Source organism: Mesorhizobium sp. WSM1293, from assembly GCF_000513875.1.
Lineage (GTDB): Bacteria > Pseudomonadota > Alphaproteobacteria > Rhizobiales > Rhizobiaceae > Mesorhizobium > Mesorhizobium ciceri.
Genome location: NZ_AZUV01000031.1, coordinates 1 through 26,220, shown reverse-complemented (window position 1 = coordinate 26,220; position 26,220 = coordinate 1). Strand labels below are relative to the sequence as shown.

The 26,220-nt window shown below is 64.0% G+C and carries 25 protein-coding genes, 1 tRNA gene and 1 pseudogene; 20 read left to right on the top strand and 7 right to left on the bottom strand.

What is annotated here, in order from left to right:
• Positions 1 to 97 precede the first annotated feature (97 nt).
• Both M729_RS0127250 and M729_RS0127245 read right to left on the bottom strand, forming a co-directional pair.
• Positions 98 to 1,519, bottom strand: coding sequence for a coniferyl aldehyde dehydrogenase (locus M729_RS0127250; protein ID WP_027163454.1), 1,422 nt, complete (start codon positions 1,517 to 1,519; stop codon positions 98 to 100).
• Between the two features lie 137 nt (positions 1,520 to 1,656).
• Positions 1,657 to 2,574 carry a LysR family transcriptional regulator gene (locus M729_RS0127245; RefSeq protein WP_027163453.1) on the bottom strand — a complete coding sequence of 306 codons (918 nt, stop codon included), beginning with the start codon at positions 2,572 to 2,574 and terminating at the stop codon, positions 1,657 to 1,659.
• A gap of 100 nt (positions 2,575 to 2,674) precedes the next feature.
• Here M729_RS0127245 and M729_RS0127240 point away from each other — a divergent pair, with 100 nt between their 5' ends.
• The 3 genes from M729_RS0127240 (at position 2,675) to recQ (ending at position 6,239) form a co-directional block, all read left to right on the top strand.
• Complete coding sequence (locus M729_RS0127240; RefSeq protein ID WP_027163452.1) at positions 2,675 to 3,412, top strand: SDR family NAD(P)-dependent oxidoreductase; 738 nt, start codon at positions 2,675 to 2,677, stop codon at positions 3,410 to 3,412.
• 323 nt (positions 3,413 to 3,735) lie between these two features.
• On the top strand, positions 3,736 to 4,398 hold the full coding sequence (locus tag M729_RS0127235; protein ID WP_245267641.1) for a sulfotransferase: 663 nt from the start codon (positions 3,736 to 3,738) through the stop codon (positions 4,396 to 4,398).
• Positions 4,398 to 6,239, top strand: a complete 1,842-nt coding sequence (gene recQ, locus M729_RS0127230) for a DNA helicase RecQ (protein WP_027163450.1) — start codon at positions 4,398 to 4,400, stop codon at positions 6,237 to 6,239. Before M729_RS0127235 ends, recQ begins: the two co-directional genes overlap by 1 nt.
• Before the next feature lie 275 nt (positions 6,240 to 6,514).
• Here the strand turns inward: recQ and M729_RS0127225 are convergent, their stop codons facing one another.
• Positions 6,515 to 7,411, bottom strand: coding sequence for a LysR family transcriptional regulator (locus M729_RS0127225; RefSeq protein ID WP_027163449.1), 897 nt, complete (start codon positions 7,409 to 7,411; stop codon positions 6,515 to 6,517).
• Positions 7,412 to 7,688: 277 nt separating this feature from the next.
• On the opposite strand from M729_RS0127225, the gene M729_RS0127220 reads away from it, so the two are divergent.
• Both M729_RS0127220 and M729_RS0127215 read left to right on the top strand, forming a co-directional pair.
• Positions 7,689 to 8,423 (top strand): SDR family oxidoreductase, encoded by a 735-nt coding sequence (locus tag M729_RS0127220; RefSeq protein WP_013529053.1) that lies wholly within the window; start codon positions 7,689 to 7,691, stop codon positions 8,421 to 8,423.
• Positions 8,424 to 8,497: 74 nt separating this feature from the next.
• The gene (locus M729_RS0127215; protein WP_027163448.1) at positions 8,498 to 9,097 is read left to right on the top strand and encodes an NADPH-dependent F420 reductase; all 600 of its coding nucleotides are present in this window, start codon (positions 8,498 to 8,500) and stop codon (positions 9,095 to 9,097) included.
• A gap of 645 nt (positions 9,098 to 9,742) precedes the next feature.
• Here M729_RS0127215 and M729_RS0127210 read toward each other — a convergent pair.
• Positions 9,743 to 9,832, bottom strand: a tRNA-Ser gene (locus M729_RS0127210).
• A gap of 404 nt (positions 9,833 to 10,236) precedes the next feature.
• Here M729_RS0127210 and M729_RS0127205 point away from each other — a divergent pair.
• From M729_RS0127205 to M729_RS0127190, 4 genes are all read left to right on the top strand, one after another.
• A complete protein-coding gene (locus M729_RS0127205) occupies positions 10,237 to 10,917 on the top strand; it encodes a 50S ribosomal protein L21 (protein ID WP_013529062.1) in 681 nt (226 codons plus the stop codon).
• A 97-nt stretch (positions 10,918 to 11,014) separates the two neighbouring features.
• The gene (gene rpmA / locus M729_RS0127200; protein WP_013529063.1) at positions 11,015 to 11,284 is read left to right on the top strand and encodes a 50S ribosomal protein L27; all 270 of its coding nucleotides are present in this window, start codon (positions 11,015 to 11,017) and stop codon (positions 11,282 to 11,284) included.
• A gap of 120 nt (positions 11,285 to 11,404) precedes the next feature.
• Positions 11,405 to 11,992, top strand: a complete 588-nt coding sequence (locus M729_RS0127195; RefSeq protein ID WP_024502874.1) for a GNAT family protein — start codon at positions 11,405 to 11,407, stop codon at positions 11,990 to 11,992.
• A gap of 21 nt (positions 11,993 to 12,013) precedes the next feature.
• A complete protein-coding gene (locus M729_RS0127190) occupies positions 12,014 to 12,544 on the top strand; it encodes a GNAT family protein (protein WP_027163447.1) in 531 nt (176 codons plus the stop codon).
• Between the two features lie 7 nt (positions 12,545 to 12,551).
• Here the strand turns inward: M729_RS0127190 and M729_RS0127185 are convergent, their stop codons facing one another.
• Positions 12,552 to 13,421 (bottom strand): endonuclease/exonuclease/phosphatase family protein, encoded by an 870-nt coding sequence (locus M729_RS0127185; RefSeq protein ID WP_027163446.1) that lies wholly within the window; start codon positions 13,419 to 13,421, stop codon positions 12,552 to 12,554.
• A gap of 134 nt (positions 13,422 to 13,555) precedes the next feature.
• Between M729_RS0127185 and obgE the strand changes: the two genes are divergently transcribed.
• The 5 genes from obgE to M729_RS0127160 all read left to right on the top strand — a co-directional run bounded on the left by obgE (position 13,556) and on the right by M729_RS0127160 (position 19,175).
• Positions 13,556 to 14,587, top strand: coding sequence for a GTPase ObgE (gene obgE, locus M729_RS0127180; RefSeq protein ID WP_013529067.1), 1,032 nt, complete (start codon positions 13,556 to 13,558; stop codon positions 14,585 to 14,587).
• Between the two features lie 4 nt (positions 14,588 to 14,591).
• Positions 14,592 to 15,782, top strand: a complete 1,191-nt coding sequence (gene proB / locus M729_RS0127175) for a glutamate 5-kinase (protein ID WP_013529068.1) — start codon at positions 14,592 to 14,594, stop codon at positions 15,780 to 15,782.
• 3 nt (positions 15,783 to 15,785) lie between these two features.
• Positions 15,786 to 17,072 (top strand): glutamate-5-semialdehyde dehydrogenase, encoded by a 1,287-nt coding sequence (locus M729_RS0127170; protein WP_027163445.1) that lies wholly within the window; start codon positions 15,786 to 15,788, stop codon positions 17,070 to 17,072.
• 163 nt (positions 17,073 to 17,235) lie between these two features.
• Positions 17,236 to 17,823, top strand: coding sequence for a nicotinate-nucleotide adenylyltransferase (locus M729_RS0127165; RefSeq protein WP_013529070.1), 588 nt, complete (start codon positions 17,236 to 17,238; stop codon positions 17,821 to 17,823).
• Between the two features lie 68 nt (positions 17,824 to 17,891).
• Positions 17,892 to 19,175 carry an MFS transporter gene (locus tag M729_RS0127160; protein ID WP_027163444.1) on the top strand — a complete coding sequence of 428 codons (1,284 nt, stop codon included), beginning with the start codon at positions 17,892 to 17,894 and terminating at the stop codon, positions 19,173 to 19,175.
• Positions 19,176 to 19,184: 9 nt separating this feature from the next.
• Here M729_RS0127160 and M729_RS0127155 read toward each other — a convergent pair whose 3' ends face one another.
• A complete protein-coding gene (locus M729_RS0127155; protein ID WP_013529072.1) occupies positions 19,185 to 20,036 on the bottom strand; it encodes a mechanosensitive ion channel domain-containing protein in 852 nt (283 codons plus the stop codon).
• 242 nt (positions 20,037 to 20,278) lie between these two features.
• Here M729_RS0127155 and rsfS point away from each other — a divergent pair, with 242 nt between their 5' ends.
• The 6 genes from rsfS (at position 20,279) to M729_RS0127125 (ending at position 25,906) form a co-directional block, all read left to right on the top strand.
• Positions 20,279 to 20,656, top strand: a complete 378-nt coding sequence (gene rsfS, locus M729_RS0127150; RefSeq protein WP_027163443.1) for a ribosome silencing factor — start codon at positions 20,279 to 20,281, stop codon at positions 20,654 to 20,656.
• A gap of 27 nt (positions 20,657 to 20,683) precedes the next feature.
• A complete protein-coding gene (gene rlmH, locus M729_RS0127145) occupies positions 20,684 to 21,166 on the top strand; it encodes a 23S rRNA (pseudouridine(1915)-N(3))-methyltransferase RlmH (RefSeq protein ID WP_013529074.1) in 483 nt (160 codons plus the stop codon).
• Positions 21,167 to 21,290: 124 nt separating this feature from the next.
• Positions 21,291 to 22,631 (top strand): murein hydrolase activator EnvC, encoded by a 1,341-nt coding sequence (locus M729_RS0127140; protein ID WP_027163442.1) that lies wholly within the window; start codon positions 21,291 to 21,293, stop codon positions 22,629 to 22,631.
• The gene (locus tag M729_RS0127135) at positions 22,632 to 23,963 is read left to right on the top strand and encodes a S41 family peptidase (RefSeq protein WP_024502881.1); all 1,332 of its coding nucleotides are present in this window, start codon (positions 22,632 to 22,634) and stop codon (positions 23,961 to 23,963) included.
• A gap of 212 nt (positions 23,964 to 24,175) precedes the next feature.
• Positions 24,176 to 25,354: a divergent polysaccharide deacetylase family protein gene (locus M729_RS0127130; RefSeq protein ID WP_027163441.1), complete on the top strand. Its 1,179-nt coding sequence runs from the start codon at positions 24,176 to 24,178 to the stop codon at positions 25,352 to 25,354.
• 30 nt (positions 25,355 to 25,384) lie between these two features.
• The gene (locus M729_RS0127125) at positions 25,385 to 25,906 is read left to right on the top strand and encodes an RNA pyrophosphohydrolase (RefSeq protein WP_013529078.1); all 522 of its coding nucleotides are present in this window, start codon (positions 25,385 to 25,387) and stop codon (positions 25,904 to 25,906) included.
• A gap of 88 nt (positions 25,907 to 25,994) precedes the next feature.
• On the opposite strand, the pseudogene M729_RS1000000138980 reads toward M729_RS0127125, so the two are convergent.
• Positions 25,995 to 26,220 (bottom strand): annotated as a pseudogene (locus M729_RS1000000138980) (IS481 family transposase); the annotation flags it as partial.

Below are 26,220 nucleotides of genomic sequence, written 5' to 3'. Positions count from 1 at the left end.
ATCACCGCAGGATGAGGACCCTGCCGCACCGTGGTGAAGATAGTCTTAATGCGTCGGGGCTGCGTAGCACAACGAACCGGAGGCTGTGCTCGCTCCGTCAGGTGATGTGACGCAAGAGGCTGAAAAGCCGTTCGAACGTCTTGCCGTAGGGCGGGCGCAGCAGGCTTCCCGCGCTCAGCCGCGACTGCATGAAAACCGGTTTCTCCTTGCTGAAGGTCCGAAATCCCCATTCGCCGTGATAGGCGCCCATGCCGCTGGCGCCGACGCCGCCGAAGGGCTGGTTTTCCTGGACCAGATGCAGCATGCAGTCGTTGATGGTGACGCCGCCGGCAATTGTCTCGTGCAGGATGCGTTGACGGTTGCCGCTGTCGCGGCCGAACCAGTAGAGTGCCAGCGGGCGGTCGGCCCCGTTCACATGGGCGATCGCCTCGTCGATCCCGGTGTATTCTACGATGGGCAGCACCGGCCCAAAGATCTCTTCGCGCATCAGCCGCAGGTTTGCGCCGGCATTTTGGACCAGGGTCGGCAGCAGTTTCCGGCTGGTGCCGCCGAGTTCCTCGCCGGCCGGGTTGATTTCGGTGACATCGGCGCCGGCGTCACGCGCTTCAGTGATCATGTCGCGCAGGCGCTGGTGGTGCCGGTCGCTGATGATGGCGGTATAATCGGGGTTGTCGCGCAGGGTCGGGTAGAGCTTCGCGATCGCCGTTGCGAGCTTGGCAGCGACCGTGTCTGCCTGTCCCTTCGGCACCAGCAGATAATCCGGCGCGATACAGGTCTGCCCGGCATTCAACAGCTTGCCGTAGGCAATGCTGGATACTGCCGCGTCGAGGTCGCATGACGGATCGAAGATTGCCGGCGACTTGCCGCCGAGTTCGAGCGTGACCGGGGTCAGGTTGGCTGCCGCGGCGATCGCGACCTGGCGTCCGACAGCGGTCGAGCCGGTGAACAGCAAATGATCGAAAGGCATCGACACGAAGGCCTTTCCCATCTCCGCGTCGCCGCTGATGACGCTGAGCTCATCGGGTGCGAAATGCTCGGCAACCAGTTTGGCCAGCAGCACTGAGAATGCCGGCGTCAATTCGGGAGGTTTGATGAGCACGCGGTTGCCGGCCGCGAGTGCCGCGGTGACCGGCGCGATGGCGAGCTGGAAAGGATAATTCCAGGGCGACACGATGCCGACGACGCCGAGCGGCTGCGGGACGAGGCGATTTCTGCCGGGCAGGAACGGCATGGTGGTGGCGACGCGACGCTCCCGCATCCAGCCCCTGAGATGCGACAACGCGTGGCGGATGCCGGCGCGTACGACGAACAGTTCCGCAAGGCGCGTCTCATGCGCGGAACGGCCGCCAAAGTCGGTGTCGATGGCGGTGCAGATATCGACCTCGTGCCGCTCGGTGAGCGCCAGCAGGCGTGTGAGGCGATCCTTGCGGACGCCAAAGTTGGGGAAAGGCTGCGCCTCGAAGGCGGCGCGCTGCAGGTGAAACCGCTCGCCGAGAATATCCTGTCTGGTCTGCAGCATCGCGCCCTCCCTGGCTTGCCGGGCCGAGCTTACATCGTGATGCGTGGCGGAATCCAGCGGGTGCCCCTGGGGAAGACCACGTTCCTATGACGAGTTGGCACAAGGCGGCAGTTGGGGACCCCTGTCGATGCCGTCGCTCAAATGCGTGGCCCATCGACTGCGCGAAGTCCTGTCTGGATAAATGCCTCCAGGAGGGGACGATTGTCGCCCTTCCGCCAAGCTAGTGCGACCTCATAGGGAATGGGAGAGCCGGCGCCAGCCAGGTCTCGAAACGCCACGCCTTCGCGGACTGTCTCGCCAAACAGGGCCGGCACCAGGGCAACCCCAAGGCCTGCCGCCACAAGACCGACGATGGTCTCCATCTGAACCGCGCGCTGGGCAACCCGTGGCGTGAAGCCGGCTTGCGCGCAAGATTGCAGGATCGTTGAATGAAGGCCGGGGCCTTCACCGGGCGGAAAGAGGATCCAGGGTTCGTCAGCGAGCGCGGCCAAAGCGATCGGATTGCCCGGTGCTCGAGCCAGCTCGTGGCCGGCTGGAATGGCCGCAACCAGCCGACTCCTGGCCATGGTTTGCAACATGATGCGTTGCTCGGCGCTGGACGGGAGCGGCAGAGCGACGATCCCGATATCCATACGGTCGTCGATAAGTGACGCTACCTGCCGGGCTGTCGGGGCTTCCTCGAGCTCCAGCACCACCGACGGGTAGCTTTCCCGGAATGCGGCGATCAGAGTCGGCAGCAACTGACGCACGGCACTGGCGACAAAGCCGATGCGCAGCGACCCAATCTCGCCGGCGCCCGCGCGTCGCGTCAGAGCCATGGCGCGTTCGGCCTGGGCGATCGTTCTCTGCGCTTCTTCCCGCAGCACCTCGCCGGCCACGGTCAGACTGTCGATTCGATTGGTGCGCTCGAAAAGCCTGACGCCAAGCTCCTCCTCCATCTGCCGGATTGCGGCAGTCAATGGCGGCTGCGCCATGTTCAGCCGTTCTGCTGCCCGCCGGAAGCTCATGGCTTCGGCAACGGCGAGGAACTGCTGGAACTGGCGCAAGCTCAACATGCGATATGTTTATCATATTACAAGGGCACATAAACAGTATTCGACATATCGCTCTCTCGCAACCATCTGGAGGGCATCGTTCGAAGCATGGGAGTTCGAAATGTCGAAGGACAAAAAAGTCGCAGTCGTAACCGGCGGAGCCAGCGGTATCGGGTTCGGCATAGCGCAAGCTATGCAGCAGGCGGGTTATGCGGCCGTTCTCATAGGCCGTGACGAAGATCGCCTCCGCGAGGCCGCGAAAAGGCTCGGCCCGCACGCCTCATGGCGGCGGGCGGATGTGGGAAAACGTCACGAGGTTCAAGCGGCGTTGGCTCCCCTCGACCGGGTCGACGTCCTCGTGAACGCCGCCGGATTCACCCGAAGCATCAGCCTCTCGACTCCGATCGAGGACGCCGAGGCCGATTGGGATGCCCTCATCGAGGCCAACCTTAAAGGCAGCTTCCTGATGACGCACGCAGTGGCGCCCTTGCTCGCGAGCCCTGGAGGGCGCGTCATCAACATCGGTTCGATTGGCGCGCAGACCGGCGGCAGCCGGCCAGGCAGCCTTGCTTATGCAGCCGCGAAATCCGGCCTGCACGGCCTGACCTACGCGCTGGCACGCGAACTGGCACCACGCGCCATTACGGCAAACGTCATTGCTCCGGGGTTCATCGCCGACACGGGATTCACCGGTGCCTGGCCGCAGGATCGCGTCGCGGCGATCGTCGCCGAGACGCCGATGGCGCGGCCGGGAACACCGGCCGATATCGCGGGAGCGGTGCTATGGCTCGCCTCGGACGCAGGCTCCTTCGTCACCGGCGCAGTCATTCCAGTCAATGGCGGGTGGCGGATAGGCTGAGACCGTTGTTGGTGTCGTGCCGACGAGCGACCCTGTTGTGATCGGATGGCCGCTGGGCTAAGCCAAAGTACCGCTACAGAGAGTCGTCTTGACCCGTTTCCACATCCTCTCCAGTCTACGAAATTCCAGCCCGGTGTCCGCCTGATGCTGATGTCGGTGACGAGCATCTTGGCCATGGACTCCAAGCGGCGCGTTCCGCGCCGCGCGGCCCAGCGGAATTCCGGATGAAGGGCGCTCACAGGCTTGAGGCTGCGTTTGGGGCGGCTGCGCGAAGGGTTGTGCGGGAGTTCCTGCGGTTCGTGCCGCTGTCTCTGAGACAGCGCATGCAAAGACGCAGATATGCACGCGCGACGCCCGCCAACAGAATTTTCATTTCGGGCTGCGCACGCAGCGGGACGACGCTGACACAGCGGCTGATGAGGTGTTTCGAGGACATTTTCGTCCATCCGCCCGAAGCGCGATACGCAATGCTGGACATGCTGGACCGGCCGGAATCGAACCTCGTCGTCAAGCGCGATGCGCGCGGTTTTGCGCATCTGGCGAAGCTACCGACCTCCATCGGCTTGATCTATTGCGTGCGCCATCCATTCGACACGCTGACAAGTTCGCATCCGCAAACACGCAACCAGCGTCGGTTCCACGTCACGCCGCAACGCTGGCTGACCGAATACGACGCGCTGATCCGGCTGAAGAAGGCACAACCGCACCGGCAGATCCTTTTCGTCCGCTACGAAGACATGATCGGCGCGCCCGATGCGCAGCAGGACAGAATCGCGCAGTCATTCGGACTGACACCGCGCATTCGTTTCAGCGAGGACCCGGACAATCCGATCCGGGTGGCTTCGTTGAGAAAATGGGAACGGAATGAAGAATTCAGGACCTATCTCGGCGGCTTGCCCCCGGCATTTCTCGCCCGCGTCCAACGTTTCTGCGCCGAGTTCGGCTATGACATGCCAATAAGCACGCCGACCGTGGACGCGCGGTGATGCAGGCACCGGCGGCCCTCGCGACAGAAGAGCTGGATCCCAAGCGGCGCGTGCTCAAGGACGTGTTCGGCTTCGATGATTTTCGCCCCGGGCAGGCCGATGTCATGGACGCGCTGCTGGCCGGGCGTCATGTGCTGGCTGTGATGCCGACTGGTGCGGGCAAATCGCTTTGCTACCAGGTGCCGGCGCTTGTCCTGGGCGGGCTCACCATTGTCGTTTCGCCGCTGGTGGCGCTGATGCAGGATCAGGTCGCCGCCTTGCGGCTTGCCGGCGTGGCCGCCGATACGATCAATTCCTCGATCGACCGCGATGCCAATATTGCCGCATGGCGTCGCGTCGCCTCGGGCCAGACGCGCCTGCTCTATCTCGCGCCGGAGCGGTTGATGACCGAACGGATGCTCGAGGCGCTGGCCAGGCTCGATATCAGCCTGATCGCCGTCGACGAGGCGCATTGCATTTCGCAATGGGGGCCGGCATTCCGGCGCGAATACGAGGACCTGTCGCGTCTGCGCGGCATCTTTCCCAGCGTGCCGATCATCGCGCTGACGGCAACGGCGGACGAAGGCACGCGCACCGACATCGAATCCCGGCTGTTTGCCGAGCGCGTCGAGACCCTGGTGCTGGGCTTCGACAGGCCGAACATCAAGCTTGCCATCGAGGCCAAGCAGGACAGCAAGCGGCAATTGCTGCGCTTCGTCGAGCGCCATCCCGGCCGCAGCGGCATCGTCTATTGCCTGTCGCGCAAGAAGACGGAGGAGATGGCGGCCTTCCTCGAGAAGAACGGCGTCACCGCGCTCGCCTATCATGCCGGCATGAGCAAGGAGGCGCGTGACGCCAACCAGAACAGCTTCATGACCTTGTCCGGCGTCGTCATGGTGGCGACCATCGCCTTCGGCATGGGCATCGACAAGCCTGACGTCGCCTATGTCTTCCACACCGACATGCCGGGCAGCCTGGAGGCCTACTACCAGGAGATCGGCCGCGCCGGCCGCGATGGGCGGGACGCCGAGGCGCATATGCTGTTCGGCCTTGGCGATATCCGCATGCGCAGGATGTTCATCGACGACGAGGATGCGCCGCCCGAGCACAAGAGGCGCTCGCATGGCCGGCTCGACACGCTGATCGGCTATTGCGAGACGGCGCAGTGCCGCCGCCAGGTGCTGCTCGGCTATTTCGGCGAAGAAGCGCAGCCTTGCGGCAATTGCGACACCTGCCTCGACCAGGCACCGCGCGCCGATGGCGGAGCCGAGGCTCGGATCATCCTGACGGCGATCGCCCAGAGCGGTGAGCGTTTCGGTGCCGGCCATATCATCGACATCCTGCTCGGCCATGAAACCGAGAAGGTGCTTGCCAGGAACCACCAGAGGCTCACGAGTTTCGGCAGTGGTCTGGCGCACAAGAAGGATTTCTGGCTGTCGCTGATCCGGCAACTCGTCGCCGGCGGGTTCCTGATGCCGGATCCGGCCGGTCATGGCGGCCTTGCCATCGCCGAAAAGGGTCATGCGCTTGGCCGTGGCGAGGTGCCGTTCCATTATCGTGTCGAGGTACGCAGCCGCGCCTTGCGCGGCAAGATGCGCTCCGGGCAGGATCTCGGGCAGTCGGCTGTGGACACCGGGCTACTGGCCGCGCTCAAATCCTTGCGCCTGCGGCTCGCCAAGGAGCGCCAGGTGCCGGCCTATGTGGTGTTCTCCGACCGCACGCTGATCGACATGGCAGAGCGCCGCCCGAACGACCTCGACGCCTTCGCTGAAGTGAATGGGGTTGGGGCGGCAAAGCTCAAGGAATTCGGCCAGGTTTTTCTGAGTGCGATTGCCGAGCACCGGTCGGGTGAGGCGGCCTGAGGTCAGATCAGCGACTGGTCACGCGCCGTGAAGCAGAGGGATCTTCGGAGAAGGCATCCGCTCCGAAACCTCCTGTGCCGCCGCCGCCCATTCCTCCACCGCCCATGCCCCCAGGGACCGATTAGTTCAACGTTTTCTGGCCGGCCGGTCGACAGATCAGGCCCAGACTGAGGCGTGCATCGACTTCATGGCCGAGCATTTGCAACCGCAATAGATGCCGCTGTCCGCTTGCAGGCACCTATCCACTGCAAGCGTCGCGGGCGACCCGCCGGGCGTCAGTCGCGCGATGTGGACAGTCCCGCGAGAAGCGGAGCGTAGGCGGCGAGCCTGCGGGATACGAACTCAGTGAAGAGCCGCACGCGCTTCGTCTTGCGTGTCTCCCCATGTGTGAGAAGCCAGAGCGTTCCGTACAGGTGCAGGTCGGTGCCCGGCACCCTCACCAGCAGGGGGTCGGCATCTCCGACGAAGCACGGCAGTGTCGTGATCCCGAGACGTTGCCGTACGGCAACGATCTGCGCCTCGGCGTCCGTGATCCTGAATGGAACTCCCGTGGTGCCAACCTCACCCGCGCTGGCCCACTCTGGAATTCCATGAACGCTTATGACGATCCACCGGATGGGATCAGGTGCGCCCGCACGCCACGCGGCCAGGCGATCGCGGGACATGTAGACGCCGCCAAACACCTCCGCTCCCTTCAGTCCGTGAAGATTGAGCGGCAGGTTTTTGCGGTCGTAGACGACGCGGATCGCCACGTCGGCCTCTCGGTTGGTCAGATTTGCCAGCTCGCCGGACGACAGGATTTCCATCTCGATGTCTGGATGCAGGTGCGCGAAATCGGCGAAGTCCGGCATGAGCAGGTGCGTCGCGAGGGGCGGTGCCAGCGTCACCCGCAGAAGCCCGCGTACGCTCTGGTCGCGCCCGAAGACGCGCGTCTCCAGCTGGTGCGACGACGCTTCCATCTGGTTCGCGAGCTCGAGGACCTCCTCGCCCGCAGCGGTCAGGCGGTAGCCCGAAGGCAGCTTTTCGAACATTTGCGCCCCGAGGCGTTCCTCAAGCTGTGCGATGCGTCGCAGCACGGTCGAGTGATTCACCCCGAGCTGCGCGCCGGCAGCCCGCACCGAGCCTCCGCGTGCGACGGCTAGAAAGTAGCGAACGTCATCCCAGTCGATCATGGTGCAATCCGGCACCGCGCGGTGCGCCTTCCAAAGCCCGTATCTACCACATCCTACAGCAGTAGGGGCGGGATATCGTGGCCTGTGTCGACAAGGGCGACGCTATTCCGAACGGCGGACACGGATCGTCGCGGGCTGGCGTCAATCCTGAAAGCGGATCGATTCTGCACCACCGATGTGCGCGCTTCCGCACTCACCGCGCGACCCCGGCGGGCCCATCTAGAGGTTCTCGGGGCGTCCCCGAACGACCAAAGACAGAGCCTGGAAGGATTAAGTCATGGGAAAACTGGACGGTAAGGTTGCGGTTATAACGGGTGGTGCCACCGGCATCGGCCTCGCCGCTGCAAAGCGCTTCATCGAGGAGGGCGCCTTCGTCTTCATCTTCGGCCGCCGGCAGGAAGCGCTAGACGCCGCTGTGGCCGAGCTCGGGCCCAATGCCCGCGCGGTGAAGGGCTCGGTCTCGGATGAGGCCGACCTCGATCGGCTCTACGCGGCGGTGAAGGCCGAGCGCGGAACCCTCGACATCATCTTCGCCAACGCCGGGGTGGGAAGCCTGCTTCCGCTCGGCAAGCTCACCGCCGAGCACATTGACGAGACCTTCAACACCAATGTGAAGGGTACGATCTTCACGGTCCAGAAGGCGCTGCCGCTGATGGGCGAGGGCGGTTCGATTATCCTGACCGGATCGAGCGCCGGCACCACGGGCGCGCCCGCATTCAGCGTCTATAGCGCGAGCAAGGCGGCCGTGCGCAACCTCGCGCGGACCTGGGCGGAAGACTTGAAAGGCACCGGCATCCGGGTAAACGTGCTGTCGCCCGGGCCGACGGCGACCGAACTCGCGAAGGCAGCGATAGGCGAGGAGGGCTTGAAGGTCTTCGCCTCGATGAATCCGCTTCAGCGTATGGCCGATCCAGCGGAGATCGGGGCGGCGGCTGCGTTTCTCGCGTCGCCCGACAGCAGCTTCATGACTGCCAGCGAGGTCGCCGTCGACGGGGGCTTGGCGCAAATCTGACCCGCTACGCCCCGCCGTTCATTCCATTCGATATCCCGAGCCCGCAGGGCCTGGTAAACTGAAGGAGAGTATACATGAGCTACGCAATTATCGGCTTCGGCAAGATCGGCCAGGCTCTTGCCAAGGCATTTGCCCGCAAGGGCCTCGAAGTGTCCGTGGCAACCACGCGCGACCCGGAAAGCTTTGCATCCGACGCGGCCGCGATCGGACCCACGATCATCCCGAAAACACTGGCGGACGCCGTCAAGGCGGACATCATCTTTTTGGCTGTCCGCTTTGAATCGCACCCGGATGTCGCGAAGGCGCTGCCAAGCTGGGAAGGCAAGACGATCATCGACGCGACGAACGTGTTTCCAGTCCCCGAAGAGCTGGACGGTCTGCCGTCCTCCGCCTTCGTCGCGAAGGCGTTCACCGGCGCCAAGCTCGTCAAAGGCTTCAATCACCTGATTGCGGCCACCCTGGCTGCCGATCCGATCGTCGAGGGCGGGCACCGGGTCGTCTTTCTATCGAGCGACGACGAGGACGCGATCGCTCCCGTGGCGGCCTTGGCCAGACAACTCGGGTTCGCACCGGTCAAGCTGGGGAAGCTCAACGAGGGCGGCGCATTGGTGCACGCACGTGGCCGCACTTGGGGCCAGCTGATCTTCCAGGACCTGTTCAAGAAGGAGCAGTAACGGATTTATCGTGCGCCGACAGAGTGGCAGGCGTTCGATGCCGGCCACATCGTCGGCAACGAGCCAAGCGCGCGAAGGGACGTGCTTGAAAGCTTACATCTGCCTGGGATCCTTCGGCCGACATGTGCCGGCCCCCCCATGCTTCATAGTGGCAAAAGCTGATGTCCCAGCCGGCATCGCGTCTTTTGGAAGTTGCCTCACGACCGCCCGCGCGGATGGGTCCGAAGCCACCCCAACTGCCATCCGAGCCTTTGTAATTTCCCATGACGCGATAATTGCAGTTGTTCACGACGACGTTGCCGTCCATCGACACGCATGCCGATACGACAGTGGAAAGGCTGAAGAAAGCTGCGATGGCGAGAGAGGCTTTGCGCGTCGTGGTCTCCTAACTGGGTTCGGCGAACCAACCGTTACGAGATCGTGGGCCGGGCCTCTTCCCCATTTGGGCTAAACCGGCTGGTAAATTCACAGCGGCATGGCTGCGCTTGCGGACAGAAGCGATGTGCGGAGATGCCGAATGGGCCTGCCCATCGCCGAAGCTTTACGGCCTCCGCGAAGGCCAGAGTGTCCCGGCTAGGGCGGCTTTGTCCTGCTGCGGATATGCGGCAGGCGGCCCAGGAAATGTCCGGTTTTCTCGGGATTGAATGGCGGAGAGGGAGGGATTCGAACCCCCGATGGGCTTGCACCCATGCCGCATTTCGAGTGCGGTGCATTCGACCACTCTGCCACCTCTCCGCGGTCATGGTCGGCCGTTGCCGGCGCGGCGCACTAGATAACGGCTGAACGGGCAGGTTACAAGGCCAATCCGTCAGTTATTTGGCTTGCCGGACAAGCAGCGGATTCGCGACGGTTCAGCGGCGGCGAGGCCTGGGTAGGTTGGTAACCAGTCACGCGTGCTTGCCTCGACGATGGTCACGTCGTGCAGTCGTGCTGACACGCTCGATCCTTCGGCCGCCAACAACAGTCCCGACAACAGCTGTTTGCCTTGACTCGCACTCAACCTTCGGTTAGGGACAGCGCGCAATCGGCGTGGAGGGTTCTTCCGCGCCGCTTGTTTTTTGAACCCGCAGACTGACAAAAAGACGGCTGAACCGCCAGAGGCGGCTCATCAAGGCCGACCGAACAGCGAAAGGCAAAAAATGTTCGCAGTCATTAAAACGGGTGGCAAGCAGTATCGCGTTGCCGCCAACGATCTCCTGAAGATCGAAAAACTCGAAGCCGCTGTCGGCGATATGGTCGAGATCGGCCACGTCCTCGCACATGGCGAAGGCGAGAATGTCACGTTCGGCGCGCCGTTCGTCGACGGCGCGGTGGTCACCGCCGAAGTCGTCGAGCAGGGCAAGAACCGCACCGTCATCGCCTTCAAGAAGCGCCGCCGGCAGAATTCGCGCCGCAAGATCGGCCATCGCCAGCTTTTGACCACCGTGCGGATCTCCGAGATCCTGCTGGGTGGCGCCAAGCCGACGAAGACGGCAGCGGTCAAGGCGCCGAAGAAGGTGAAGGCCGAGGCCGCCACCGAGGTGCAGGCGGAAGCCGCGCCGAAGAAGGAGCCCAAGGCCAAGGCAGCCGAGACAAAGGCAGCCGAGACCGCGGCAGCGCCGCTGTTCAAGGCGCCCAAGGGTGAGCCGGACGATCTGACCGTGATCAAGGGCATCGGCCCGGTCGCGGCCAAGGATCTCAACGAGCAGGGCATCATCACCTTCGCGCAGCTCGCCAAGCTGACCGACAAGGATGTCGCCAAGATCGACGAGCACATGCCCTTCAGCGCCGACCAGATCAAGGACTGGCGCGAGCAGGCCAAGGAATTGGCGGCGAAGTAATTTTCTGGCGACCAGGTCGCCGGATCGGACTTGAAACGGAACGCGAACGCGTTCATAAGGCCTTTTAGGCGCCTTGCGGCGCAACGGAGTTAGTTAGATGGCACACAAGAAAGCTGGCGGCTCGTCGCGCAACGGTCGCGACTCGCATTCCAAGCGTCTGGGCGTGAAGAAGTTCGGCGGCGAAGCCGTCATCCCGGGCAACATCATCATTCGTCAACGCGGCACCACGTGGCATCCCGGCGTCAATGTCGGCATGGGCACGGACCATACGCTTTTTGCGCTCGAGACCGGCGCCGTGACGTTCAACAAAAAAGCCAACGGCCGAACCTACGTATCGGTCAACCCGATTGCCAAAGCCGCGGAGTAGCCGGTTCCGCACTAGAACACCGGCGCCCATCTCGGGAACCGGTGTCTGGCAAAGCCAGGAAAAGGATCAGGGGAGATGGGTTTCCATCTCCCCTTTTTCTTGTGCCTGGAGGACTTTCAAATGGTTGCCGAAGCGGAAGACTCAGAAGACGAAAGTTACGCGATAGACTGCCCGGTGCTGGTCACCGAGCGGCTGGTGATGCGGGCGCCACACGAGGGCGATATCGCGCAGCTGGTCGAGCTTGCCGACAACCGCCATGTCGCCGAAATGCTGGCACGCATGCCGCACCCCTATGGCGAGGCCGAGGCGCGCGCTTTCCTGGCCATGACCAAATCGCGTCGGGCCGGCATTGCTTATGCCCTGACGCTGGCTGGCACCGACACCTTCGTCGGCTGCGCCGGCCTCAACACCACCGATCGCGGGCTGGAGCTCGGTTACTGGATCGGCGAGCCGCACTGGAAGAAGGGCTATGCGACGGAAGCAGCGCACGCGCTGGTCGATCTCGCCTTCCAGAGGACGTCGATCCAGGTCCTGCATGCCTCGACGCGGGTCATCAATCCGGCCTCGCGCCGCGTCATCCACAAATGCGGGTTCCAGTATGCCGGCCAGGGCATGCTGAACTCGATCGTCGCCGGCCAGGTTCCCGTCGAGCGCTACCGGCTCGATCGCAAGACCTGGACCAGCCTGCGGAACTGGGTGCATTTCTGATGGATGACGGCGGTCAAGCCAATGGTCGACAGCAGCGATATTGAAACGGCCGCGATCGCGCCGATGACGCCTGGGGATATCGAAAGCTTTCATCGCGCGCTCGATGTCGTAGCGCGTGAGCGAAAGTACTTGTCCTTCCTTGAGGCGCCACCGCTGGATCAAGTCAGAAGTTTCGCAATGGATCGTATCGGGAGAGGCGATCCGGGGTTCGTGGCCGTTGTTCGTGGCGAGGTCGTCGGCTGGTGCGACATCTCACGCCATGATCGGCTCATCCATGCCCATCGCGGCTCCCTCGGGATGGGGATTGTTCCTCCCTATCGGGGGCGAGGGCTTGGACTGCGGCTCATCAATGCAACCTTGGCGCAAGCGCGCAGGGCCGGTTTCGTCCGCATCGAACTCTCCGTGCATTCCGACAATGCTCGCGCCATCTCTCTCTACGACAAGGTCGGGTTTGTCAGGGAGGGCGTGCAGCGCGATGCCGTCCATGTCGACGGGGAATACCGCGATACGATCATGATGGCGATCGTCGAACGCGAAAACGCCGCCAGATGAATGGCCATCAGCCCAGTTCGGCCCACACCGGCAGATGGTCCGAGCCGACTGCCTTTCGGTCGACCCACAGACGCTGCAGGGATCTGGCAAGCGAAGCGCTGGTAAAGATATAATCGATGCGCTTGTGCCGGCTGGGATCGGTGGGTTGCTTGGGATCGACCCAACTGATGAGATCGTCGCCGGTGGCGTTCAGCCGCAAGGCGGCATCGACGGCGAAGTCGGCGGTCAGCGGCATGCCGAATTCATGGTCCGGCCGGCCGGCGAGTTCGACATATTCGGGTGAGCCGGCCAGCATGTTGAAATCGCCCATGCCGACAAAGGCTTCGGGATGCGGCAGTTCCGGCAGGCCGATCTCGGCGACGCCGGACAGTGCTCCGCCTTCGAGCGCATAGTTCAGCATGCGTTGGCGCAGGAACTGGATCTGGCTGGCGCGTTCGAGGGGGCTGCGGTGATCGAGATGGATGGAATAGAAGCGGATGAAACCAAGCGGCGTCTCGATCAGCGCTTCCAGCGCGCCGCGCTGGAAGTTCATCATCTCGAAGCTGCGGCTGCGCGGCAAAAGCAGGTTGCGCGACAGATGAATGGGCGTCCTAGACAGCACCATGTTGCCGAGCTGGAAGGTTTTCGTCACGGCACGGCCGTTGTCGATGTGCGAACCGATATTGGCCTCGAAATTGCTGCCATAGACGGCGAAATAGTCGGGCAGCGCCTCGCCGATCTCGGCGACCATGTCGCGGCCGCCATTCCGAGGATTGTTGCGGGTCACCTCCTGCAAAGCGATCACGTCGGCGCCGCGCACGGCATCGGCGATGCGCCCGACATCGTACTGCCCGTCGAGGCCGATGCCGTACTGGATGTTGTAGGTTACAAGCTTCATTCCGACGTCTCTCCGGCCAACCCCACATGGCCATTGTCACAAAACGGCCTCGCCCTTCGCCGCGCCTTGGTTTAGAGCAAGGGCCAAGGTTTAGAGCAATGCCGCAAAGCCACTAGTAGAAACTGTACAATCTCATGAAATTTCTCGATCAAGCCAAGGTATACATCCGCTCCGGTGACGGCGGCGCCGGTTCGGTGTCGTTCCGGCGCGAAAAATTCATCGAGTTCGGCGGGCCGGATGGCGGCGACGGCGGCCGCGGCGGCGATGTCTGGCTGGAGGCGGTCGACGGGCTGAACACGCTGATCGACTACCGGTATCAGCAGCATTTCAAGGCCAAGACCGGCGTCCACGGCATGGGCCGCAACATGACCGGAGCCAAGGGCGCCGACGTCACGCTGAAAGTGCCGGCCGGAACGCAGGTGTTCGAAGAAGACAACGAGACGCTGATCTGCGACCTGACCGTGGTCGGACAGCGCTTTCTGCTGGCCAAGGGCGGCAATGGCGGTTTCGGCAACCAGCATTTCAAGACCTCGACGAACCAGGCGCCGCGCCGCGCGAATCCCGGCCTGCCGGGGCAAGAGCTCAACATCTGGCTGCGGCTGAAGCTGATCGCCGATGCCGGGCTGGTCGGGCTGCCCAATGCCGGCAAGTCGACATTCCTGGCGGCGGTCACCGCAGCCAAGCCGAAGATCGCCGACTATCCCTTCACGACGCTGCATCCCGGCCTCGGCGTTGCCCGCATCGACGCGCGCGAATTCGTCATCGCCGACATTCCGGGCCTCATCGAAGGCGCGCATGAGGGCGTCGGCATCGGCGATCGCTTCCTTGGCCACGTCGAGCGCACGCGTGTGCTGCTGCATCTGGTTTCGGCGCAGGAGGAAAATCCGGGCAAGGCCTACAAGACCGTGCGAGCCGAGCTCGACGCCTATGGCCATGGCCTCACCGACAAGGTCGAGATCCTGGCGCTTTCCCAGGTCGACACGCTCGACGCCGATGCGCGCAAGAAGAAGGTCGCCTCGCTGAAACGCGCTGCCGGCCGCGCGCCGATGCTGTTGTCGGCGGTCACCGGCGAGGGCGTCGAGGCGGTGCAGCGGGCGCTGATGGCGGTGATTGCTGAGGCGCGCGCGCAGATCGCGGCGCCGGTCGAGACGCGCTGGGACAAATAGGGTCATGCAGTCGCTGAGAAAATATCGGCGCATCACCGTCAAGATCGGATCGGCGCTGCTCGTCGACCGCGCGACGGGCCTGAAGCGCGACTGGCTGGCTTCGCTCGCCGACGACATTGCCGGGCTGGCCCAGGGCGGCGCTGAAATCCTCGTCGTCTCGTCCGGCGCTATCGCGCTTGGCCGCACCATCCTTGGCCTCGGCAAGCGAGCCCTGAAACTGGAGGAGAGCCAGGCGGCGGCAGCCGTGGGACAGATCGCGCTGGCCGGCGCCTGGTCGGACGCGCTCGGCAAGGGCAGCCTGAAATCGGGCCAGATCCTGCTGACGCTCGGCGACACCGAGGAGCGCCGCCGCTATCTCAACGCGCGGGCGACGATCTCGACACTCTTGAAGATGAAGGCAGTGCCGGTCATCAACGAGAACGACACGGTGGCGACTTCCGAAATCCGCTACGGCGACAATGACCGGCTGGCGGCCCGCGTCGCCACCATGATGGGCGCCGATCTTTTGGTGCTGCTTTCCGACATCGACGGGCTCTACACCGCGCCGCCGGCGCGCGACCCCAACGCCAAATTCATTCCGGTGGTCGACCGCATCACGCCTGATATCGAGGCGATGGCGGGTGCGGCCGCTTCCGAGCTGTCGCGCGGCGGCATGCGCACGAAGCTCGATGCCGGCAAGATCGCCACCGCCGCCGGCACCGCGATGATCATCACGTCGGGCACTCGGCTGTCGCCGCTGATGGCGATCGAACGCGGCGAGCGCGCTACTTTCTTTCGGCCGAGCAGCAACCCGGTCAAGGGCTACAAAACCTGGATCGCCGGCCAGCTCGAGCCGGCCGGCCGGCTTACGGTCGATGCCGGCGCCATCGGCGCGCTGCTGTCGGGCAAATCGTTGCTGCCGGCCGGCGTCAAGCTGGTCAGCGGCAATTTCTCGCGCGGCGACACGGTGGCGATCCTGTCGCCCGAGGGCCGCGAGATCGCGCGCGGGCTGGTTGCCTATGATGCCGCCGATGCCGTAAGGATCGCGGGCCTGAAGACGGCCGAGATCGAAACCGTGCTCGGCTACGAGGCGCGTTCGGCGATGATCCACCGCGACGACCTTGTGGTGAGCCATTCGGGTGACCAAGTACGGGCCGGCGACCAAACAGGGGCCGGTGACCAAGTCACGGTTGGTGGCGATGTAAGCGGAGGATGAGCCATGCTGAAACTGCATGAAAAATCCGGGGATGACACTGTCGCGCTGATGGCCGATATCGGCCGGCGCGCCCGGGCTGCCGCCCGGCCGCTGGCCATTGCCACGACCGCCGCCAAGAACGCCGCACTGCTGGCCATGGCCGAGGCGATCGTGGCCCGTGAGCAGGACATTCTCGACGCCAACGCCATCGATGTTTCGAATGGTCATGAATCCGGGCTTTCCACCTCCTTCATGGACCGGCTGAAGCTCGATCCGGCGCGCATCCGCGCCATGGCCGACGGCATCCGCGAAATCGCCGCGCTGCGGGATCCGGTTGGCGACGTGATCGCGCAGTGGGACCGGCCGAACGGTCTGCATATCGAGCGCGTGCGCACGTCGCTCGGCGTCGTCGGCGTCATCTATGAGAGCCGCCCGAACGTCACCGCCGATGCCGGCGCGCTGTGCCTCAAGGCCGGCAATCCGGTGATCCTGCGCGGCGGTTCGGATTCGCTCAATTCCTCGGCCGCCATCCACGCCTGCCTGGTCGAAGGGCTGAAGCAAGCGGGCCTGCCGGAGGATGCCATCCAGCTGGTGCCGACCACCGACCGCGCCGCCGTCGGCGAGATGCTGAAGGGGTTGGGCGGCAACCTCGACGTCATTATCCCGCGCGGCGGCAAAAGCCTGGTCGGACGGGTGCAGGCCGAGGCGCGGGTCCCGGTCTTCGCGCATCTCGAAGGCATCTGCCATCTCTACATCGACCGTTCCGCCAAGCTCGATATGGCGGTGCGGATCGCCGTCAACGCCAAGATGCGGCGCACCGGCGTCTGCGGTGCCGCCGAGACGCTGCTCGTCGACCGGGCGGTTGCCTCCACGCATCTGGTGCCGATCCTCGACGCGCTGCGCGCGGCCGGCTGCGAAATCCATGCCGATACCGAGGTGCTGAAAGTGTTTTTCGACGCCAAACCGGCGACCGATGCCGATTGGGTGACAGAATATCTCGATGCCATCATCGCGGTAAAACTGGTCGACGGTATCGGTGGTGCGATCGAGCATATCGAGACGTTTTCCTCGCATCACACCGAGGCGATCGTCGCCGAGGATGCGCAAGCCGTCGAGCGGTTTTTCAACGAGATCGATTCGGCGATCCTGCTGCACAACGCATCGACGCAGTTCGCCGACGGCGGCGAATTCGGCATGGGCGCCGAGATCGGCATCGCCACCGGCAAGATGCATGCGCGCGGACCGGTGGGCGTCGAACAGCTGACGTCGTTCAAATACCGTGTGCGCGGGTCGGGACAGGTGAGACCTTGAGCGCTGGTCTTACCCTTCCCCTTGTGGGGAGGGCGGCGAGCATAGCGAGCCGGGTGGGGGGACGACGCTGAATTCCGCGATACCCCCACCCCNCNCCGCTTCGCGGATCGACCCTCCCCACAAGGGGGAGGGTAAGGAGGCTATCCCCTCCCACTATTTCAAAATGCCGCACGCCGAGAAAGGCCTTGCCGTCGGCCTGTTCGGCGGTTCGTTCAATCCGCCGCATGCCGGCCATGCGCTGGTCGCCGAGATCGCGCTCAGACGCCTGGCGCTCGACCAGTTGTGGTGGATGGTGACGCCCGGCAATCCGCTGAAGAACACCAGGGAGTTGGCGCCGCTGGGCGAACGGCTGCAGCTGTCGGAACAGATCGCCAAGAACCCGAAGATCAAGGTCACCGCTTTCGAAGCCGCCCATCACGTCCGCTACACCGCCGATACGCTGGCGCTGGTCAAGGCGCGCAACCCTGGTGTCGATTTCGTCTGGATCATGGGTGCCGACAGCCTGCGCGATTTCCATCGTTGGCAGCGCTGGCGCGAGATCGTCATGACCTTCCCGATCGCCGTCATCGACCGCCCGGGCGCGACGCTGTCGTTCCTGTCCTCGGTCGTCGCCAAGACCTTCGACTATGCCCGCATCGACGAGGGCGATGCGCCGCGGCTTGCCCGCATGAAGGCGCCGGCCTGGACCTTCATTCACGGCCCGCGCTCGTCGCTGTCATCGAGCGCGATCCGCAAGCTGGCGAAGGGGTGAGCCCGGCCGCCCGGCCATGTCGCTTTTATCGCTTCCTTTGCCCGTTCCATGGGCAATCCTGAGCAGGCATGTCGATTCCCAGGAAAAACCGCAGCGAAGCCGAGCAGGGCGCCGAGCCCACGCCGCTGATCGCGATTGCCAGCGTCATCGTGTCGATGGCGCTGATTGCCGTCGGCAACGGGCTGATGTTTGCCTACATCCCGGTCCGGCTTGGCGCCGAGGGTTTCGATCCGACCTGGGCCGGGCTGATCATCACCGGGCTTTCGGCCGGCGGGCTCGCCGGCTGCATCTTGACCGGACCGCTGGTGCGAAGGGTCGGCCATGCCCGCGCCTTCATGGTGCTGTCGGCGCTGATCGCGCTGGCCAACGCCGCTGTCGGCGCCGGGGTCCTTCCGCTGCTGTGGATAGCCGCCCGCGCGCTCTACGGCTTTGCCATATGCGGCCTGTTCATCGTCGCGCAGAGCTGGCTGAACGATGCGGTTGCCAACGCCATCCGCGGCCGGGTGATGGCTTTCTTCTACGTTGCCTATGTCGCCGGGCTCGGCGTCGGCTACGCGACGCTGGCGCTGGTCGATATCAGGACAGCGGATGCGCCGCTGATCGGCATCGTCTTCACCGCGCTGTCGATCCTCCCTGTCGGGATGACCAAACTTGCCCAGCCGCCGGCGCCGCAGGCGGCCTCGGTGGCGCTGCGCCGTGCCTGGCGGGTTTCACCGGTCGGCGTCGCCGGCATGCTTGCCGTCGGCGGCCTGTCCATGTCGATTGCTGGCTTCGCGCCGATCCACGCCACGGCCAAGGGCTACAGCCAGGACGACGTGGCGCTGCTGCTTTCGGCGATGCCTCTCGGCACGCTGATCCTGCAGATCCCGCTTGGCTGGATTTCCGACCGAACCGACCGCCGCTATGTGCTGATCGCCGCATCCGCGCTCGCCATGGTCGCCGGCCTGTTTGCACTCGGGTTCGATGGCGGCGCGCTGGCCGCGTTGGTTGTGATCTATATCGTGTGGGACGGCGCTTCGGAATCGATCTATTCGCTGGCCAGTGCGCACGCCGCCGACCGCGCCGGCAAGGACGACATGGTGGCGCTGTCCAGTTCGCTTTTGTTTGCCTGGTCGCTGTCGGGCTTCGTCGTGCCCGGCATCGTGACGGCGCTGTCGGCCGTCTTCGGAACGCAGGCTTTCATCTATGTGGCTGTTCTCATCGCCGCAGCCTTCTGCCTGTTCGTGCTTTTGCGTGTGTTCACGACGCGTGCGGTCCCGGTCGGCGAAACCGGCAGTTTCGCACCGATGACGGCGCAGGCGCCGTTGCCGGTCGAACTCGCCTTCGCACCGGACGATGAGGGCCGGCACTGAGCCACCCGACTATTGTCGACGGGCTTCCGGCGACGGGGCCTCCGGTGGCGGCAGCGGGATCGATATGCCTTCGCTATCGAATTCCTGTTTGGCGCGCTTGGTGAGATCGGTCTGGGTAGCGAAGAAGTCGGCCGACGATGTCCAGTAGCGCAAGGCAATCGAAACAGTGCTGTCGCCCAATGTCGCGACGAAAGCGATCGGTGCCGGCTCACGCTTGACCCGCCGTTCGGCGGCGGCAATGGCAAGCAAGGTCTTTTGGGCCCTGTCGATGTCGTTCCAGGAGCCGATGCTGAGTGTGATGTCGCTACGGCGCACGCCATTGCGCGAAAAGTTGCGCACCGGCTGGTTCCATAGCGTCGAGTTGGGCGCCAATATGTAGACCCCGTCGGCCGTCCTGAGCTTGGTTGCGAACAGGCCGATCTCCTCGATCGTACCGGCAATCGAACCGACCTCGACGGACTCGCCGATGCGAAACGGCCGCAGTGCCAGAAGCATGATGCCGGCCGCGATGTTCTGCAGTGTGCCTTGCAACGCCAGGCCGATGGCGAGGCCAATGGCACCGATCGCGGCAATGATCGAGGCCGTCTGCACGCCGAACTGGCCGAGCACCATGATGGTGACGAGGATCAGGATGGCATAGCGGACGATCTTGGAGAAGAAATGCCGCAACGTCGCGTCGAAACCATGGATATGGCCGAGACCGGCGAAGATCGAACGTTCGGCAAGGCCGGCGACGATATAACCGACGATCAAGAGGATAACGGCACCGATGGCTGAGAAGGAGTAGGAAACAATCAGCGTGCTCAGTTGGGCGAGGCCAGCCTGGACGCTGAGGAAGGCGTTTTGCGGGTCGATCGGCATGGGGGAAATCCGGTTGGTCGGTGAGCCGATAACCCATGCCGACGGCGAGGGTTCCGATCTTTTCCGGTGTGCGGCGGAACCACAGGAGCGACAATACGTTCGTGCGAGGCAGGGTCCCGTCTTGAAACTGTCAGGGAACTCTGCCTATCTAAGTGGTGTCACCTGCTTCAAGGGGTGATTTGGTTGTTCTTGCTGCGAAAGGAAATACACTGAGAACAGCACTGCGGAAGAAGGCCGATATCATGCCTTCGCCGGCCAGGGTCAGCGTAGACGACGCCGTGTCCCGCGCCATCAAGACAGTCCTTGCCAGTCTGGAAGACTCCAAGGCCGAAAACATTGTCTCCATCGACATCCAGGGGAAATCGAGCCTCGGCGACTATATGGTCGTCGCTTCGGGCCGATCGCACCGTCATGTCGCGGCTGTCGCCGATCATCTTCTCAAAGCGATCAAGGATGCCGGTCTCGGCACCGCGCGCGTCGAGGGGCTGTCCGGCGCCGACTGGGTCCTGATCGATTCTGGCGACATCATCGTCCATGTCTTCCGCCCCGAAGTCCGCGAATTCTACAATCTCGAAAAGATGTGGCAGGCGCCGGACCTCGAGGAAGAAACGCTCCACTAAGTCGTTCGCGCGGCTTACAAGGCAAGGATGAAGATATCAGTTCATGCCGTGGGCCGGATGAAAGCCGGCCCCGAGAAGCTGCTGGCCGACCGCTATTTCGAGCGCTTCGCCAAGAGCGGCCCGGCGGTGGGGCTTGAATTTGGCGGCATTGCCGAAATAGCCGAGGGGCGCGGCCAGACCGCCAACGAGCGCCGGCGTGAGGAAGGCCAGAAACTGCAGACGCAGTTGCAGCCCGGCACCGCGCTGATCCTGCTCGACGAACGCGGCAAAAGCTTTTCCTCGGAAGATTTCGCTGGGCGCCTCGGCCTGTTGCGTGACGGTGGCCGCAAGGCGCTGATCATCGCCATCGGCGGCGCCGACGGCCACGATCAGTCGCTGCGCGACCAGGCCGAACTGGTGATGTCGTTCGGATTGCTGACATGGCCGCATCAACTGGTGCGCGTGATGCTGGGAGAGCAGCTTTATCGTGTGGCCACTATCCTTTCGGGACATCCCTACCATCGCTCGTAAGCCGGTGAATTGGTGCGACACACCCGGATTTCCGCCCCAATGCCAACGTAACATTGCATCGAGTGGGCGGTTTCGAACATGGTTGATCGTTCGTTAACGAAGCCACGCATAGAGTCGGGCTTCAATGTCTGAAGACAGAAAATCAAGAACGGGCTCATGGCGCGCGCGCTGCGGAATCGCGGCGGCGGCGGTGCTTGTGCTGTCGCTGCATGCGGGGCGGGCGGAAAACACGCTCGACCTGGCTCCCGATCCGGACCAGAGCCGGGCCGAATACGAACGGGTCTCGAAGGAGATCACGCTGTCGTCCGAACGATTGGCCAAGCTCTCCGCCGACATCGCGACGATCAAGAAGGATCACGCCTCGATCACCGCCGCATTGATCCAGTCGGCGATGACCGAGCAGAAGCTCGGCCAGGACATCGAGGACATCGGCGCCAGGCTGGAAGGGTTGAAGGGCCAGGAACAGAAGATCCGCGCCTCGCTGATGGCGCGGCGCGACGTTCTGGCCGAAGTGCTGGGCGCGCTGCAGCGCATGGGCCTCAACCCGCCGCCGGCGATCCTGGTCAAGCCCGAGGACGCGCTGTCGTCGGTGCGCAGCGCCATCCTGCTCGGCGCGGTGGTGCCGGAACTGCGCCAGCAGACCGATAGCCTGCTTGCCGATCTCAAGGAACAGACCAGGATTACGGCGTCGATCGAGGCCGAACGGGCGCGGCTGACGGCGGCGGTCGGCGACCAGACGGCGGAAAAGAAGCGGCTCGGCATGCTGCTGGAGGCCAAGCAGAAGCTCGAAGCCGACACGCAAACGCAAATGGCCGCGGAAAAGCAGCGATCCGAAGCGCTGGCGGCCAAGGCCGGCAGCCTGAAAGAGTTGATCGCCTCGCTCGAAGCGCAGGCCGACAAGAGCCGCAAGGCCGCCGATGCCGCCAAGGCCGCTGAGCAGAAGACGGCGGATGGCGACAAGACATCCGCGCCGGCGGAACTGGCGTCGCTGCCCGTTCCGGAAAGCAACCAACTTGCCGCCGCGGTGCCCTTTTCGGCGCTGCAGGGACAGATCGCACTGCCGGTGACCGGCCGCATCAAGCGGCGTTTCGGCGCCGACGACGGTAACGGCGCGGTGATGCTAGGCGACATGGTTGCGACACAATCGGGAGCCATCGTTACCGCGCCGGCGGATGGAAATGTGCTTTATGCGGGGCCGTTTCGCTCTTATGGTCAACTCTTGATCCTGAACGCAGGCGACGGCTATCATGTCGTTTTGGCGGGGATGAGCAGAATCAGCGTCGCGACCGGTCAATCAGTGCTTGCAGGAGAGCCGATCGGTGCGATGGGAGAGGCCCGGGTGGCGAGCACCTCGGTTTCGAAGAATGGAAATGCCACGCCGGAACTCTATGTCGAGTTCCGCAAGGATGGAAAACCCGTCGATCCGGCCCCATGGTGGGCGGACCGTTTTTCTGGAAGGACGTGAATAATGCGGAAACTGTCGCTTCTGTTTGCCGGTGCGCTGATGGGCGCGTCCGCCATGAGCCTGGTCTATGGCGCACCCGGCTCGGCGGCGAACGCTGCAGGGTCGGAGACCTACAAGCAACTGGCGATCTTCGGCGATATCTTCGAGCGCGTGCGGGCACAGTATGTGACGCCGCCCGACGACAAGTCGCTGGTCGAGAATGCCATCAACGGCATGCTGGCTTCGCTTGACCCGCACTCCTCCTACATGAATGCCGAGCAGGCGCAGGATATGCGCGTCCAGACCAAGGGCGAGTTCGGCGGCCTCGGCATCGAAGTCACCATGGAGAACGATCTGGTCAAGGTGATCACGCCGATCGACGACACGCCGGCCGCCAAGGCAGGCGTGCTGGCCGGCGACTACATCGCCAAGATCGACGGCGAAGAGGTTCGCGGCCTGACCCTCAACGATGCGGTCGACAAGATGCGCGGCCTGGTCAACACGCCGATCAAGCTGACCATCCTGCGCCAGGGCGCCGACAAGCCGATCGAACTGACGGTCGTGCGCGACATCATCAAGGTCAAGGCGGTCAAGTTCCGGGTCGAGAACGACATCGGCTACATGAAGATCACCTCCTTCACCGAAAAGACCTACGACGACCTCGAGAACGCCATCGACACCATCAAGAAGCAGATTCCCGACGACAAGCTGAAGGGCTACGTTCTGGATCTCCGCCTCAATCCGGGTGGCCTGCTCGACCAGGCGGTGAGCGTGTCCGATGCCTTCCTCAACCGCGGCGAGATCGTCTCGACGCGCGGCCGCGACCCCAAGGACGTCACCCGCTTCGACGCCAAGCCCAAGCAGGTCGACGACATCAACGGCAAGCCGATGATCGTCCTGGTCAATGGCGGTTCGGCCAGTGCCTCGGAAATCGTCGCCGGCGCGCTGCAGGACCTGCGCCGCGTCACGGTGGTCGGCACGCAGTCCTTCGGCAAGGGTTCGGTGCAGACCATCATTCCGCTCGGCGAGAATGGTGCGCTCAGGCTGACGACGGCGCTCTATTACACGCCGTCCGGCAAGTCGATCCAGGGCAAGGGCATCACGCCCGACATCAAGGTCGAACAGCCACTGCCGCCGGAACTGCAGGGCAGGGATCTGACGCGTGGCGAATCCGATCTCAAGGGCCATATCAAGGGCGCCGACGAGAGCACGACGGGTTCGGGCTCTGCGGCCTATGTGCCGCCGGATCCGAAGGACGATCTGCAGCTCATCTATGCCGAGCAGCTGCTGCGTGGCCAGAAGACCGATCCGTCCTTCCCGCCCAATCCGCAAAAGGCGGTTCTCAACCAGTAGGGATCTGGAGCGGCGCACGCGCCGCTCCATCTTTCTGTTTGAGCATGATGGAAGCAATGCGATGCTGCCGGGACCGAAAGGTTCCGGCAGTTTGATTCGGGGGCGAGGCAAAGCTCCCAAGGCATGGCGCGGGGGTGCGCCGGGATTGATGAATTCGCGCATGCCGTTTCGAAGTGGCTTCGCCTTCGGAGCCATGCGCCCGGGGATTACGCTTGACTGATATCGGCAAGGACATCGAACGCCCGCTCGGACAGGCAGTCCGGCCGCCGCGCGCCGCCGGCAAGCTCAGCGGCGGTGCGATCATGGCGACAGTGGCCGTGCTGGTGGTGGCAGGCATCTCCGGCGCGATCGCGCTCAGGGAAAAGCCGTTTCGTAAGCCGCAAGAGGTTGCCGTTTCAACGCCGAAAGTGACCGCGGCGGCCGAACCTGCCGCCGCGCCGCCTGCATTGGCCCCGGCGGCACCGAAGCCGGAGGCGCCGGTCAAATCAGGTGGGCCGCAGATCATCCATGTGCAGACGGAGGAGGGCGATGGGCCGCCCAAGGCAGCGATCGTCATTCGCGACCCGTCGACCGTCGGCCAGAACCTGAAGATCGCGCATATTCCCGACAAGGCGCTGATCGAGGCCAGCGAGACCGGGCCTTTGCCGGTGCGCGCCGCCGATGGCAGGCGGCCGTTCGACGTCTATGCGCGGCCTTGGTCGGGTGGGCGCGGCGCACGGGTGGCGATCGTCATCGGCGGGCTTTCGGTTTCGCAGACCGGCACCCAGGCGGCCATCGCCAAGCTGCCGGCGGAAGTGACGCTGGCCTTCGCGCCGCAAGGCAACAGCATCGGCCGCTGGATGCAGGCAGCCAGGCAGAGCGGCCACGAGATCGTCATGCAGGTGCCGCTCGAACCGTTCGATTATCCCAAGGTCAATCCGGGACGCAACACGCTGACGGTGGCGGCGAGCGCGGACGAGAACCTGAAGAGCCTGCACTGGGCGCTGTCGCGGACGACCAACTATACCGGCGTCATGAACTATATGGGCGCCCGCTTTTCCGCTGACGCGGCGGCGATGGAGCCGTTCATCGCCGAGCTCGGCAAACGCGGCCTCGCCTATATCGATGACGGCTCGTCGTCGCGCAGTCTGGCGCCGGATCTGGCGCTGAAGGACGGCGTGCCCTTCGTCGCCGGCGACATGGCGATCGATGCCGTGCAGGATCGCGGCGAAATCCTGAAGAAGCTCGACAGCCTGGAGGCGACCGCGCGGGCCAAAGGCACTGCCGTCGGCATCGGTTCGGCCTTCGACCTGACGGTCGATACCGTGTCATCCTGGGTGGTCGAGGCCAAGAAGCGCGGCATCGAGATCGTGCCGATTTCAGCGGTGGCTATCGATCCGCAAAAAGGCTAGCCCTCGGAAGACGGCTGGAAAGAGTGACTGATGCCAAAGACGAACAAAATCGACCGCGAAACGCTGCCTTACCGACCCTGCGTCGGGCTGATGATCCTCAATGCCGAGGGCCTGGTCTGGGTCGGGCACCGCATTGCCGAACCGGACAGCGAATTTGCCGGCACGACGCAGCTCTGGCAGATGCCACAAGGCGGCATCGACGAGGGCGAGGAGCCCCTGCAGGCGGCCGAGCGCGAGCTCTATGAGGAGACCGGCATGCGCGGCGTCTCGCTACTGGCCGAGGCGCCGGACTGGATCAACTATGATTTGCCGGAGCATCTCGTCGGCATCGCCTTCAAGGGCCGGTATCGCGGCCAGACGCAGAAATGGTTCGCCTTTCGTTTCCACGGCGATGTCAGCGAGATCCAGATCAATCCGCCGCCGGGTGGCCACACCGCCGAGTTCGACAAATGGGCATGGCGGCCGATGCAGGACCTTCCTGACCTGATCGTGCCGTTCAAGCGCCATGTCTATGAGGATGTGGTGGCGGCGTTCCGGCATCTGGTGCGATAGTAGGGGAGTAGGGGAGTAGGGGAGTAGGGTGTTTGGACCGGGGACATCGCGAACAGGTGTGCGGAGACATCGCGAACAGTTTTGTCACTTATCGTCTGCTGAGGTTGAGGTCGACTGTTTCTATTTTCTGATGTCTGAAGAAGGCTTGGAAGACGCCGTCCTTGGTGGTGGGGATGAAGGCCACGGCCTTTCCGCCAAATGCCTTGGAGAGGCGCAGGATGTAGCCGCACAAGGCGACGCGGCCCTCTTTCTGAACCTTGCGAACGATGGCGCCCTGTGGGTAGTCGAAGGCTTCGACGGCCTCGCTGAAGGAG